Here is a 13933-nt window from a genome sequence, read left to right as displayed (position 1 = left end):
ACCGAATATCAGTCATGATATTCGGTTTTTTTAATTTTAAATATTTTCTTCTATATTTGGCAAAGGCTGATAATAAATTTGATTTCGTCCGAGTTGCTTGGCCCGATATAGCGCCTTATCTGCTGTATGTATCAACATCTCTTGGCTAATTTTAGGATTACCATTAAAAACCGTGATCCCCAAACTAATGGTCACATGGTTAGACACCAAAGATTTATCATGCGGAATCATTAAGCGGTCAATGGCACGATAAATATTGGTTGCGACCGCATAAGCCCCTTGTGCAGAGGTTTCCGGTAACAACACCACAAACTCTTCTCCACCATAGCGTGCAATAAAATCCATATGTCGAATCGAACTTTTAATGGTTTTTGCAATGGCTGAGATCACTTGATCCCCCATTTGGTGTCCATAAAAATCATTGTAGTTTTTAAAATAATCAATATCGATAAACAGCACCGACAGTGATTTGCGCTCTTTACAGGCTAATTCATAATAATAAGTACACATCTCTTCAAAGGTACGTCGATTCGAGACATCTGTCAGTTCGTCATGCTGACTCAAATGTAATAACTCAGAGGCTTGTATTCGTAAAATTTGCTCATCAATTTCTGAAATTTTGGACTTTATAAATATTTTTCTTTCTTTTGACGTCAACATCACACTAATCGAAAAACCCAGCAGCAAGCTTCCAATTAGTGTGCGCCCAACCATGAGGAAGTCACTTGAGTGATCCAACCAATACGAAACAAACAAGATTGTGATTGCAGCAAATGAACCAATCCACAACATATGCAGAGGACGAATACCACTGAGAATAAATCCCAACATATACAGGAATGCAATGAGCACCATGGCCTGGTTTTGCAGCACCAGATTTGCAACACTCATCATCAAAACTGAGGTCAGCACAATGGTCAGGAACACAATCAAACAGGCAGCAGGATAAAACAAAGTATTGATTTTTTTAAAACGAGAAAAAGCCCAGAATAAAAACAGCGCAATACCAACAACGATCAGACTGAGAATACTGTAGATAAAATCGAGGACAAAATATGCACTGCCACGAATCACGAGAAAATTAGATGGCAAGATCAACAGTACAAATATGGTATAGGTAATGACACCCTGACCGAAGAACTGAATCGCATTGAGACGCGTTCGATCAACATTAAACTTCCAGAATTCATTTTCTAATTTTTGCGGTAAAGTCTGATGGGTATTTTTGGATTTAGAATGTTGGGCAACAAGCTGCTCTAGGTCTTCTTTTGACCTCCGCAATTGATCAAGATCATAGCTGTTGTCCATCCCATCTACTCTTTTTATACTGCACTATTATTGTGCCGCATAAAAAATAACATAATTTCTCATTTTGTCATGTGCTTTGCTTAACCACTTATCCGTAATTGTAGTTACCATTTTCACACTTTATGCATTATTATTTGTATTATTTTTAAGTTTGAAGTAGACCTTGAATACGCTTACTCTTTTGCAACCCGATGATTGGCACGCACACCTGCGTGATGGTTTAGCTTTAAAACGTACTGTCCCTGATTTAGCCAAGCAATTTGCACGCGCAATTTGTATGCCCAATCTTGTTCCACCTGTTAAAACGGTAGAAGAAGCTTTAGCCTATCGCCAGCGTATCCTTGCTCATGTCCCTGAAGGCTTGAATTTTGACCCACGCATGGTGCTTTATTTTACCGATCATACTTCTCCAGATGAAGTTCGTAAAATTAAAGAGTCTGAATTCGTCAATGCCATCAAGCTTTATCCAGCGGGTGCGACCACTAACTCAGATAATGGTGTGAGCGATATTCGTAAGGTATACGCCGTTATCGAGCAACTTGAAGAACACCAAGTACCACTTTTACTACATGGGGAAGTGACGCATAATCACGTTGATATTTTTGATCGTGAAAAAAAATTCTTAGATGAAGTCCTGTCACCTTTATTGAAACAGTTCCCAAAACTAAAAGTCGTGTTAGAACACATTACAACAAGTGATGCGGCGAATTTTGTACTGGAACAAGATCGTAATGTGGCAGCAACCATTACCCCACAACATTTATTATTCAACCGAAATGATATGTTAGTAGGTGGTGTCAAACCACACTTCTATTGCTTACCGATTTTAAAGCGTCAAACGCATCAAACAACATTGCTGGAAGTTGCGACCAGTGGTAATCCAAAATTTTTCTTAGGTACTGACAGTGCACCACATGCACAACATGCCAAAGAGAATGCCTGTGGTTGTGCGGGTTGCTATAGTGCACCAAATGCCATTGAGCTGTATGCACAAGCCTTTGATCAGGTTGGTAAGTTAGAGCGTCTAGAAGGCTTTGCCAGTATGTTTGGTGCTGATTTCTATGGCCTACCACGCAATACCTCAACCATTACCTTAGTGAAAGAAGATATTACCGTAGCTGATTCTTTTGATTATCTTGAAGATCAGAAAATTATTCCACTTCATGCAGGTAAAACTCTGCAATGGAGAAAAGTGTGACCCAAGAAGAAAACAAAGCGCCTGTCATTGGTCAGCGTTTTCGTGGATTTTTACCTGTTGTTGTCGATGTGGAAACAGCAGGCTTTAATTCTCAAACCGATGCGCTACTCGAAATTGCATGCATACCAATTGTCTATGATGAAAATGGGCAATTTGTCCCAGGCCCATCTTTCCAAGCACACATCAATCCTTTTGAGGGTGCAAATCTAGACCGCCGCTCATTAGACTTCATTGGTATTGATCCGTTCAATCCAATGCGTGTTGCAATGGCTGAAGATGAGCGTAGCGCTTTGCGTCGTATTTTCAAATCATTGAATGAAGTGCGTAAAGCCCAGCACTGTACCCATGCGGTACTGGTGGGTCATAATGCCCATTTTGACTTAGGTTTCCTGCAGGCAGCGATTGCACGCTCGGGAACTAAAAATCAAAACCCGTTTCACAGTTTCTCTGTCTTTGATACCGTGACTTTAAGTGCGGTGATGTTTGGGCAAACGGTATTGGCACGTGCCTGTATTCAGGCTGGAATCGAGTTTGATGGCAAAGAAGCCCACTCTGCGTTGTACGATACGCAGAAGACTGCTGAACTGTTTTGCTATATTTTGAACAAACTGTCTCCTCACCTTCTTGACAGTTTGGTGACAGAACCCTAATATACACCCACCTCAAGAAGTCCCTATCGTCTAGAGGCCTAGGACATCGCCCTTTCACGGCGGTAACCGGGGTTCGAATCCCCGTAGGGACGCCAAATTTGAAAAAGCCACTGCATTTTAAGACAGTGGCTTTTTTATTTGCTTTGAATAATAAAAAGGACTCCGAAGAGCCCTAAAATATATTATGCAGACTTCCGTGAATTGACTCGACCTTTCACAACTGCTTTGATATTCCCCTTCGCATAATTTAAGAAGACCAACAGTGGTGATAATTTTGGATTCGGCTTTTTACCTTGTCCAATCGCTTTAAACTGGGCTGCATACCAAATGATTTCCATAATTGCCATTTTATCGACAAATGGAATTCCTGTTTTAATTTGATTCACTGCATAACGGACATCATGCCCTGCAATTAAACGATCTGTTAAATCAACTTCAACCGCCAATGGACGTGCAATACCAATAAAATCACATGCACCACTTTCCAGTGCAGCATTCATTCCCTCTACAGTACGGAAACCACCTGTTACCATCAATTTACAGGCGACATGTTGGCGAATTTTTTCTGCAAATTCTAAGAAATAAGCTTCACGTGCAATGGTACTGGCTTTACGTGACTCTGCTTTTGCACCCGCCATTGCAGGGGCTTCATAGGTTCCCCCAGAAATTTCAATAATATCGATTCCCGCAGCATCAATCGCTTTGAACACGGTAATGACATCTTCTTCTGTGATCCCGCCACGCTGAAAATCTGCCGAGTTCAGTTTCACCGAAATGATGAAGTTTTCAGAAGTTGCATCACGTACTGCCTGATAAGCATCGATCAAGAAACGCATACGATTCTCAATCGAACCACCCCATTGATCCGTACGCTTATTGGTCAAAGGTGATAGAAACTGGCTAATCAGATAACCGTGTGCGCCATGCAGCTGTACACCTTCAAAACCTGCCTTTTCACATACTGCTGCTGCTGTCGCAAAACGCTGGATAATATCTAAAATTTCGTCATGTTTAAGTTCACGCGGCGTACCAAACATAGCTGCAAGCATTGGACTAAATGGTACAGCTGAGGGTGCAACGGTTTCCTTATTTAGACCTTTTGGACATTGGCGACCAGGATGTGACAACTGAATCAATTGCACCATGCCATGTTTCTTGCCCACAGCAGCCCATTGCTTTAATTTTTCCAGATCACGCTCGGTTTCAATTGCAACCACACCTGGTTCATTTTTAGCACCTACATTCACCATCACGTTTCCTGTAATGGCACAACCCAAACCGCCTTTTGACCACGCTTCGTATAAACCGATCAAGAGATCATTGGGTTGTCCTGCATCATTCGCGAGCGCTTCGCTCATTGCCCCTTTGATAATACGATTTTTAAATGTCGTATTGCGAATCTGGATACTGTCTGCAATCTGACTCATGGTCATCCTCTGCTACAATTAGAGTATTTACTCTAATTTAATCTGATTATTGTTACTGTCAAGCATTCTTCCGATGAACTGACAATAGCATATGTCAATTTAATTACAATGCTAATATTCGCTAGCAGAAATAAGCTGACGGGTATATTCAGTCTGAGGCTGGCTAAATAAAAGTGTTGTGGCTTGATATTCCAAGGCTTTGCCCTGATGCATCACCAGAACTTTTTGGCACAGTGCTTTAATGACTTGTAAGTCATGACTGATAAAGATATAGCTGATGTGTTCTTGCTGCTGCAAACGACGTAACAATTGAATGATGGCCAATTGCGTAGTCCGATCCAAGGCGGAGGTCGGTTCATCTAAAATTAGTAGCTTAGGTTTGAGTACCAATGCTCTTGCAAGTGCCACACGTTGCCGTTGCCCACCAGAGAGTTGATGCGGATACTTGTCTTTATCTGTTAAAGATAATTCGACTTTTGCCAAAACAGCGTCAACTTCAACTTGGCACTGTTGCTTTGAAATGGGCTGAAGACAAAGCCCTTCGGCAATGATCTGTTCAACTGACATACGAGGATTCAGGCTACTAAATGGATCCTGAAACACAATCTGAAAATCACGTCGAAGTGGCCGAAGCTGTTTTTGAGTCAACAGGTTTAAATCTTGTGTCTGAAAATGAATAGAACCTTCGCTGCTGATCAGCCTTGCAATTGCAAAAGCCAAAGATGATTTACCTGAACCACTCTCTCCAACGATGCCTAAAGCCTCTCCCTGAAACAGACTCAACTGGATGGATTCTGCTGCAATCTTATAGGTTTTAACTTGATTGAATAAACCATGATGAATCGGATATTTTACTGTGACGTTATTTAATTCAAGCAAGGTTTGCGTCGGCTGTATCGCCAAAGCTTTTCCAAAATTATGATTGAGCAAATGCTGTGTATAGTTCGTTTCAGGATAGGTAAATATCTTCTGAACTGCACCCTGCTCTTCAACTTGTCCTTGATTCAGTACCACAACCTGATCTGCATAATGCTTGACTAAATTCAGGTCATGGCTAATCAAAATGATTGCCATCTTTCGCTGCCGCTGCAAGCCTTTTAACAACGTTAAAATTTGCGCTTGTAACACCACATCTAAAGCCGTGGTTGGTTCATCAGCAATTAAAATCTCTGGCTCTAAAGCCAAAGCCATTGCCAACATAACCCGTTGCCTCTGCCCGCCAGACAGTTCATGGGGATAGCACTTCAGTATATGTGCTGCATCGTGAATTTCGACATCCTGCAACAACGCCATGCAACGCTGTCGAATTTCAGTCTTTGCAATACCAAGTCGCAATAAACTCTCACCCAACATCCGTTCTACTTTATGCAAAGGATTTAAAGCCGTCATCGGCTCTTGGAAAATCATGCCAATACGTTTACCCCGTATCTGCTGTAACTGACTCTGGCTCAAAACCAGCAAGTTCTTTCCATCGAGTTCCACTTTACCTTGTACTATAAAATGTTCAGGCAATAATCCCAACAGAGCCAACGCACTGATGGTTTTACCTGAACCACTTTCACCAACCAGTGCAATCGTCTGCTCTGGATATAAATCAAAACTCAAATTTTCAAGTAAGCACTGACCTATCTGAGTGCTAATACGAAGTTGCTGAATCCTGAATAACGGTGATTGATCAAGCGGGTTATCGTCTTGGGTCAAATGCATCACGTGCAGCCTCCCCGATAAAAATCAATAAAGACAGTACAATCGCCAATGTAAAAAAGCCAGACAGCACCAACCACGGCGCATCTAAGTTATTTTTGCCTTGTAATAATAATTCACCCAATGATGCAGCATCAGGCGGTAGACCATAACCTAAGAAATCCAATGCAGTTAAGGCAATAATATTGGTGGTCAACATAAACGGAATCTGTGACAAACTTGAACTCATTGCATTCGGTAAAATGTGCTTAAAGATAATTTTATGATCCGTTACGCCCAGCGCTTGCGCTGCACGGACATAATCAAAATTGCGCGCCCGCAAGAACTCGGCACGCACCAGCCCAACCAACTGAGTCCAACCAAATAACAACATGATCAAAAATAGCCAATAAATGCTAGGGCTAAACATACTGACCAAGATCATGACAATGAACAACATCGGCAAGCCGCCCCAGACCTCCAAAATCCGCTGCCCAATTAAATCAATCCAGCCCCCATAGTAGCCCTGTATTGCGCCAACCATGATGCCAATCACCGCAGAACACAGCGTTAAAGCAAATCCAAATAAAAGAGAAACACGCAGGCCATACAAAATTCGGGCAAACACATCACGGCCTTGATCATCTGTTCCAAGCCAATTTTGTGAACTCGGCGCTGAAGGCACGGGTACTGCCAATGATAAATTTGGTGTTTGATAAGCAAAAGTCACCGGTGGAGAAATCATCCAGCCCTGTTTTTGAATCAATTGTTTTACAGCTGGGTCTTGATAATCGGTGGCAGTTTCAAAGGTGCCGCCAAAGATCGTTTCTGGATAATCTTTCCAAATCGGGAAATAAAAAGACTGCTGGTAGCGAACCACCAATGGTTTGTCATTGGCAATCAATTCAGCAAATAAGGACAATACAAAGATCGTTAAAAATAAAATCAGACAGCGAAAGCCCAATTTATTTTGCCTAAATCGATCAAAACGCGCACGCATCAAAGGGGACATTATTTACCACCTCTTGATTCAAAATCAATGCGCGGGTCAATCACCTGATACAGTACATCACCGATTAAACGCAAGATCATCCCGAATAAGGTAAATAAAAATAAAGTCCCAAAAATGACAGGATAATCACGCTGAGTAATCGCTTCAAAACCTAATAGACCAATCCCATCTAAATTAAAAATGATTTCGATAAATAAATTACCGACAAAGAAAATACCGACCAAAGCTTCTGGTAAAGCGGCCACAACCACTAAAATTGCATTGCGAAAGACCTGCCCATAAAGAATCTGATTGTCATTCAGTCCTTTTGATCTTGCAGTCAGTACATAAGGTTTTTGCAACTCTTCAACAAATGAATACTTCGTTAAATACGTCAGTGCGGCAAAACTACCCAATACCATACTCAAGATGGGCAAACTCATATGCCATAAATAATCTTGTACTTTGGCCCAGAGGCTCAATTGGGCAAAGTTCTCCGAAACCAGACCTTGTAATGGAAACCATTGTAAATAACTGCCACCAGCAAAGAAAACAATCAACACAATAGCAAATACAAAGGATGGAATGGCATAACTCACGGCTAATAATAAGGAAGTGGATTGATCAAATAGCAAGCCATTATGTTTGGCCTTTTTGATACCCAGCGGGATTGCGATCAGATAGATCAGGAAGATGCTCCACAAGCCCAAAGACAGCGTGACAGGCAGCTTTTCGTATAACAGCTGAGTTACGGGTTTATCTTTAAAAAAGCTGCTACCAAAATCTAGGCTTAAATAGCCTTTCAACATCAACCAAAAGCGTTCTGCGGCAGGCCGATCAAAACCATACTGGGCTTTGATTGTTTCAATCATTTCTGGGCTTAAACCACGCGCACCCTCATATTGTGCCAAGGTGGTCAAACCTGAGGGTGCACTGTTGCCTCCCCCTAAGCCTTGCGCATTTTGAATTTGCTGAATTGCTTGTTCGACAGGTCCGCCTGGGGCAATTTGCACAATACAAAAATTAATCAATAAAATGAAAAATAATGTCGGGATCATCAATAACATTCTTTTTAGAATATAGTGAACCATTGAAGTCGAACCCTTATTAATTTATTTACTAAGTTTTTATGAAATCTAACATGAGATAAAATACGCGGAAACGTCATCCACAACCTGCGTGTTTTAAACAAGATCATGTTTTTGCGAAATAATAAAAGAGGTCCAATAACTAAACAGGTTTTGTGGATGACAATGCCTTTGGTTACTTTGGGCGAAACCAAAGTAACTCCAGCTGAAAGCTTATCTTGAAATTAAGATGAGAACTCGGTAAGACTCCGTTATATTAATCTAACGACTTCATCAAACGCTAGTCCAAACCATTCTAATTAATGCTTTTGTATAGACTGTTCCTGTTTCTTAGCCTTATTGGCATCGACCCACCAATACTCCCACCCTACAGAAAGTTTTGGTTTAACCGAAGGCTGCTGATAGATATCCCAGTAGGCAAACCAACGCTCAGGTTTTCCATAAGTCAGGATCTGGTAATATCCTGCACGTAATAAACGATCAAGCACACGCGTATACAACACCACCTCATCGCGTGTTTTTGCCGCCACAATTTTCGCGATCATCTGATCAATCGCAGGATTCTTGATCCCTGAATAATTATAATTACCCGCCTCATCTGCTGCTGCACTTCCCCAGAATTGAGCTTGTTCTTTTCCAGGCGTTAAAGTCTGTGGCAGTTTCAACATCATCATATCAAAATCTTGATGACGAATCCGCTCCATATATTGCGGTACATCCACTTGCCGTAACTGAACCTGAATGCCTAAACGCTTCAAATTGCGCACAAACGGCATTAATTCACGTTGTGGGTTTTCCTGTTGCATCAATAATTCAATTCGAATGGCTTTGCCAGTTCGATCATATAACTGACCATTGCGAATCAGATAACCTGCATCTTTTAAGATCTGTTGTGCGGTCAATAAATTCTGCCGATTGAAACCACTGCCATCAGAAACAGGATAGCGCCAATCAGCCAAGATGCCTTGTCGCATCACTGGATTGAACTGGGCCAAATATGGTTTTAATAGCTTTAATTCAGCAGCAGTCGGACGGCCAGTTGCTGCTAAATCAGTATTATCAAAGTAACTTTGCAAGCGCCGATTTTGATTAAAGAACAGTGCCTTATTTTGCCACTCAAAATCATAAGCGTAGGTTAATGCCTGACGCAGATAAATATCATTGAGTGGCGCTCGGCGGATATTAAACACCAAGCTTTGAATATCTAGAGGAGTACCTAACTGCGCTTTATACTTTTTGACTAAACCTGATTTCGCTGCTGGAAAGTGATAGGCTGTAACCCAATTACGGATATTTTTTTCTTCGTATAAATTGAATTGTCGAGATTTAAACCCCTCAAAACTAACATCTAAATTTCGATAATACACATATTTGAGTTGATCGAAGTTATAACGGCCTTTGTTTACTGGCAAATCCTTGCCCCAATAGTTTGGACTGCGCTTATAACTAATACTCCGTCCTGCATCTATACGATCTACGACATAAGGCCCCGACCCCACAATCGGTTGAAGGGTGACGCGACCAAAGTCCTTATTCTTCCAATCCAATTTTGAGTAAATCGGTAGGCTTGCCACAATCAGTGGCATTTCCACATTGTTCTTAGACTTAAAAATAAATTTGATTTGATGTTTAGCTAACACTTCAGTTTTAGCCAAATCTGACAAATACATTTGAAAGCCTAAATTGGCTTTGGTCTGATAGGTATCGAAGGTAAATTTCACATCTTCAGCAGTTACAGGCTGACCATTATTAAATCGTGCTTGTGGATTCAAGTGGAAGGTGACCGATTGCAGTTGATCAGGATCGTAACTGACCTGTTCTGCGAGTAGTGGATACATGACACGCGGCTCATCCAGCGAACGATCCATCAAACTATCAAATAAATAATTAACGCCCTCAGTTGAACTGCCCTTACCATTCATGCTGTTTAAATTATCAAATGTCCCCAAACTCGATTGGCTCAGCGTCCCCCCCTTCGGTGCATTCGCATTGGCATAAGGCATCACCTTCAACTGTGTATATTTGGGCTGAACATGCATCGCCAAATACGGCGTGGTTTGCATTGCCGCAAATGAAGACTGAGCAAAAAGGCTTAGTCCAGCATATAGACTAAGCCTTTTGATTAAGCCTAACTGAATCATTTACAATTACAGGTTAGGCACTTTAATCACGTCACCAATACGTAACTGAGTACTTGGCGTTAAATCATTCATTTCTGCCAACGCACTTGTTTCCAAACCATAACGGCTTGCCAAACCAATCAGCGTATCACCACGTTTTACTTTGTATTCACTCACTGTTTTAGGAACTGAAATACTTTGACCACGTTGCAGGCTTGCATTGGCTTTCAGATTATTTAACTCCGCCAATTCACGTCCAGACATCCCAAAACGATTGGCAATACTGTTTAAAGACTCTCCCGCTTTTACGGCATATCTTTCAGTATTACGACTTGATGCTGAAGTCTTGGTCGTTGTTTTGCTGTCATCTACTTTTGCTGTTTCAGTCTTCGGTAGGTCGCCAGTCAATTTGAGCTTTTGACCAATACGAACATTACTGCCGCGCGTTAAACCATTTAAACCGGCAACATAATCGAGCTGTAAATTATGACGACTCGCAATATTACCTAAGGTATCGCCAGATTTAACCGTATAAACATCAGGTGTCGTTTCTTCTCTCGATTTGGTCGTATTGCTTGTTGTATTTTTTGCAGGTACATCACCAGTTAGTTTTAAACGCTGACCAACACGTACACCTGAGGTTCTTTCCAAGCCATTTAGATCGGCAACATAGCTCAGTTGCAAATTGTACTTGGCTGCAATCGCATTCAAGCTATCACCCGACTGCACCACATACTGATCAGGGACAGTTGAACCTGCTGGAATCTTTAAGCTTTGACCCAAACGCACGCCGCTATTTGACTTTAAATTATTTAGCTCAGCCAACTCGCTCAAACTAATTTTCGACTTGGTTGCAATACTCGATAAAGTATCGCCGCGTTGCACGGTATAGTTTTCAGTTTTATAACTAGTCGATGCACTGACATTGTCGTATTTTACATTGCTCTTCGTTGGCTCAACGGTGTCCTGAGTTGAAGACACTTCGTGTAATGGCACATTGATTTTTTGTCCAACGAATAAGCTGCTGCTCGCAGTTAAACCAGAAGTTAAATCAGCCAGTTCCTGATTCGACAACGCATAACGATCCGCAATCAGTTTCAAATATTCACCGCGCTTCACTGTATAGGCTTTAGTCGCAACTTTTTGAGCCGCTGCGGCCTTAGCTTCAGTTGCACGAGCAGCCTGTTGTGTTGTGCGGCTATTATTCTTCGGCTCAATCAAGGTTAATTTTTGCCCAACAAACAAACCATCTGTCACAGACAGATTATTATAATCCGCCAACTGTTTCAGACTTAAATCAAAGCGTGAAGCCAGGTTCGTTAAACTATCCCCTGACTGCACCACATAACTCTCTGGTTTTTCAGCAGCTTTAGGCGCTTCAGGTTTGGCATCATATAAATATAAGCTTGCGCCAACAAATAAGGTGCCGTTTGGATCAATCTGGTTCCACTGTGCGATATCACGCCAGTTCACACCATTTTTTTGCGCAATAATCGCTAAAGTATCACCAGGCTGTACCACATAAGTGCTGCGCTTGCCTTTCGGTGCAACCACGACCACATCGGTATCGGTTTTGATATATGGCTTACCTTGGTTACGTTTGGCATCTTCACTATTGGCCGTCGCACTGTCTTCAACCAAGTTCTTTGGATAAGCAAAGCCCTTACTGACTTCTTGACCTTTCTCATCTGCAACCGACTGGCTGGTCTGAATCGCCGTTAATTTGATCTTGCCGTCAAATGGATCGACAATTTCTGTACCCTTCGGTGCAATCGCTTTGATTTCAGCCACAACCTGATCTCGTTCAGCTTGTGTTGCTTGTGGCTCTAACACTTGAGCCACGGTTTCTTTCTTGCCTTCTTCTTTAATTGCAGCGCTAATTTGCTCACGCTCTTTCAAAGAAATTGGCGGTTCGGTCACCACAGGTTTCACATTGGTTGCAGGTGTAATCGCAACAGGAATACGCGGTGCGCTCGGCACATCCGCAGCTGCGGCAAATGAAGCTAGAGCATTCGAGCCTCTAGGTGTGTTGACTTTGCTGGTATTCGAAATTGACGTCGTTGGACGAGAAGTATTACTCGCCGTTAAATTCGGCGGTGTTACTGTCGATGTACTGGTGCTAGATCCAGTACTGGTCGTGGTACGAACCGTGGTTGAAGTACTCAACGGATTGGTATTCATCGGCGGTGGCGTTTTATTACTTGCCCAGAAACCACCAGAGCTGGTTTTACCTGAACGTAATTTTGCATCAATCGAAGGGCTGAGATCGGCTGGAATTAAGATACGCATCGGGCTCATTGGATCAACCATTTCGCCTCGATAACCCGGGTTCAATGCATAAAGCTCCGCACGACTTAAACCTGTGATTGAAGCAATTTGATTCAATTCTAGAGGTGCAGCCAAACTGACTTCACGAAAGTGAGGACGGTTGGCGATGGGTGGCAAACTCACCCCATAAGCATTTGGATTCTTAATAATTTGTGCCACAGCCAAGAAACGCGGAACATAGTTCATGGTTTCTTGTGGCAATTTCAATGACCAATAATCGGTTGGTAAACCCGCGGCACGGTTACGGTTAATTGCTTGTTGGATACGCCCTGGACCCGCATTATAAGCGGCCAATGCAAGCTCCCAAGAACCAAACTGATTATATAAGCTACCAAAGAATTCATATGCTGCACGTGTCGATTCAACAACGTCACGACGGCCATCATAGAGGCTGGTTTGTTGTAAGCCATAAATTCGGCCCGTACTTGGAATAAACTGCCATAAACCCGCCGCTGCTGCACTACTGGTCGCAGCAGGATCATAGGAACTTTCAATAATTGGCAGTAATGCCAGTTCTGTTGGCATACCACGACGTTCAGCTTCTTTTACTGTGTGATATAAATAGCGGCTGGCACGCGCACTTAAACGATCTAAATACGGTTGACGAGAAATAAACCAGCTACGTTGTGCTTCAATTCGTGAATCCCAATGGTTCAAGTCCATCTTGAATCCAACTGTCATTCGCTTCCACACATCACCGTGTTTCAGAACCAATAAACGATCGCCTTCCACAGCACGCATGTCCGTCGCAGACAATAAGTCTTCAAGTGAGTCTAAACTGCTGGCATCCAAATAACCTGAACCGACTTGCTTTGAAGACGAAGTTTTACTTGATTGAGGTGTTGAAGAACAACCAGTGGTGATTCCCAACGCAACGAGAGCAGAAGTGAGTACAGTAATTTTGAATAATGATGTTGCAGATGTTTGCGACACCAATGTGCTCGATTTATACATAAAAACTTCCAGTCAACTCACGCTAGTTTATTTCTTCGATTTGCCATTGTAGTAAAGCATGGCACTTAGACAAGGCAATAATTTAACGTGATTTGCATGGAAATGTTACAAGAAATTAAAAAAGATGAGTTTTGTAACGTTCAGAATCGGAATTTAGCTTTACAATACAAGACATCGCTCGAAAAT

9 protein-coding genes and 1 tRNA gene are annotated in these 13933 nt (G+C 42.1%); 3 read left to right on the top strand and 7 right to left on the bottom strand.

Features of this window, described 5'->3' with window-relative positions; genetic code table 11:
* Positions 1-36: 36 nt before the first annotated feature.
* Positions 37-1308 (bottom strand): diguanylate cyclase, encoded by a 1272-nt coding sequence (locus tag NDN13_RS00180; protein WP_251116692.1) that lies wholly within the window; start codon positions 1306-1308, stop codon positions 37-39.
* 163 nt (positions 1309-1471) lie between these two features.
* Here NDN13_RS00180 and pyrC point away from each other — a divergent pair, with 163 nt between their 5' ends.
* The 3 genes from pyrC to NDN13_RS00165 all read left to right on the top strand — a co-directional run bounded on the left by pyrC (position 1472) and on the right by NDN13_RS00165 (position 3251).
* A complete protein-coding gene (gene pyrC / locus NDN13_RS00175; RefSeq protein ID WP_251116691.1) occupies positions 1472-2506 on the top strand; it encodes a dihydroorotase in 1035 nt (344 codons plus the stop codon).
* Positions 2491-3156, top strand: a complete 666-nt coding sequence (rnt, locus tag NDN13_RS00170) for a ribonuclease T (RefSeq protein WP_016540473.1) — start codon at positions 2491-2493, stop codon at positions 3154-3156. Before pyrC ends, rnt begins: the two co-directional genes overlap by 16 nt.
* Before the next feature lie 19 nt (positions 3157-3175).
* A tRNA-Glu gene (locus NDN13_RS00165) sits at positions 3176-3251 on the top strand.
* Positions 3252-3338: 87 nt separating this feature from the next.
* On the opposite strand, the gene NDN13_RS00160 is transcribed toward NDN13_RS00165, so the two are convergent.
* From NDN13_RS00160 to NDN13_RS00135, 6 genes are all read right to left on the bottom strand, one after another.
* Positions 3339-4583 (bottom strand): NADH:flavin oxidoreductase/NADH oxidase family protein, encoded by a 1245-nt coding sequence (locus NDN13_RS00160; RefSeq protein ID WP_251116690.1) that lies wholly within the window; start codon positions 4581-4583, stop codon positions 3339-3341.
* Between the two features lie 111 nt (positions 4584-4694).
* Positions 4695-6290 (bottom strand): ABC transporter ATP-binding protein, encoded by a 1596-nt coding sequence (locus tag NDN13_RS00155; protein WP_251118132.1) that lies wholly within the window; start codon positions 6288-6290, stop codon positions 4695-4697.
* Positions 6268-7278, bottom strand: coding sequence for an ABC transporter permease (locus tag NDN13_RS00150; RefSeq protein WP_251116689.1), 1011 nt, complete (start codon positions 7276-7278; stop codon positions 6268-6270). The genes NDN13_RS00155 and NDN13_RS00150 overlap by 23 nt, the downstream gene beginning before the upstream one ends.
* Complete coding sequence (gene yejB / locus NDN13_RS00145) at positions 7278-8348, bottom strand: microcin C ABC transporter permease YejB (RefSeq protein ID WP_251116688.1); 1071 nt, start codon at positions 8346-8348, stop codon at positions 7278-7280. The genes NDN13_RS00150 and yejB overlap by 1 nt, the downstream gene beginning before the upstream one ends.
* A gap of 296 nt (positions 8349-8644) precedes the next feature.
* Entirely contained in the window at positions 8645-10486 is a 1842-nt protein-coding gene (locus NDN13_RS00140; protein WP_251116687.1) for an extracellular solute-binding protein, read from the bottom strand.
* Between the two features lie 6 nt (positions 10487-10492).
* Entirely contained in the window at positions 10493-13747 is a 3255-nt protein-coding gene (locus tag NDN13_RS00135; RefSeq protein WP_251116686.1) for a LysM peptidoglycan-binding domain-containing protein, read from the bottom strand.
* Positions 13748-13933: the final 186 nt, after the last annotated feature.

The sequence above is a fragment of the Acinetobacter sp. C32I genome, assembly GCF_023702715.1.
Lineage (GTDB): Bacteria > Pseudomonadota > Gammaproteobacteria > Pseudomonadales > Moraxellaceae > Acinetobacter.
This window is presented reverse-complemented; position numbering and strand designations above follow the sequence as displayed.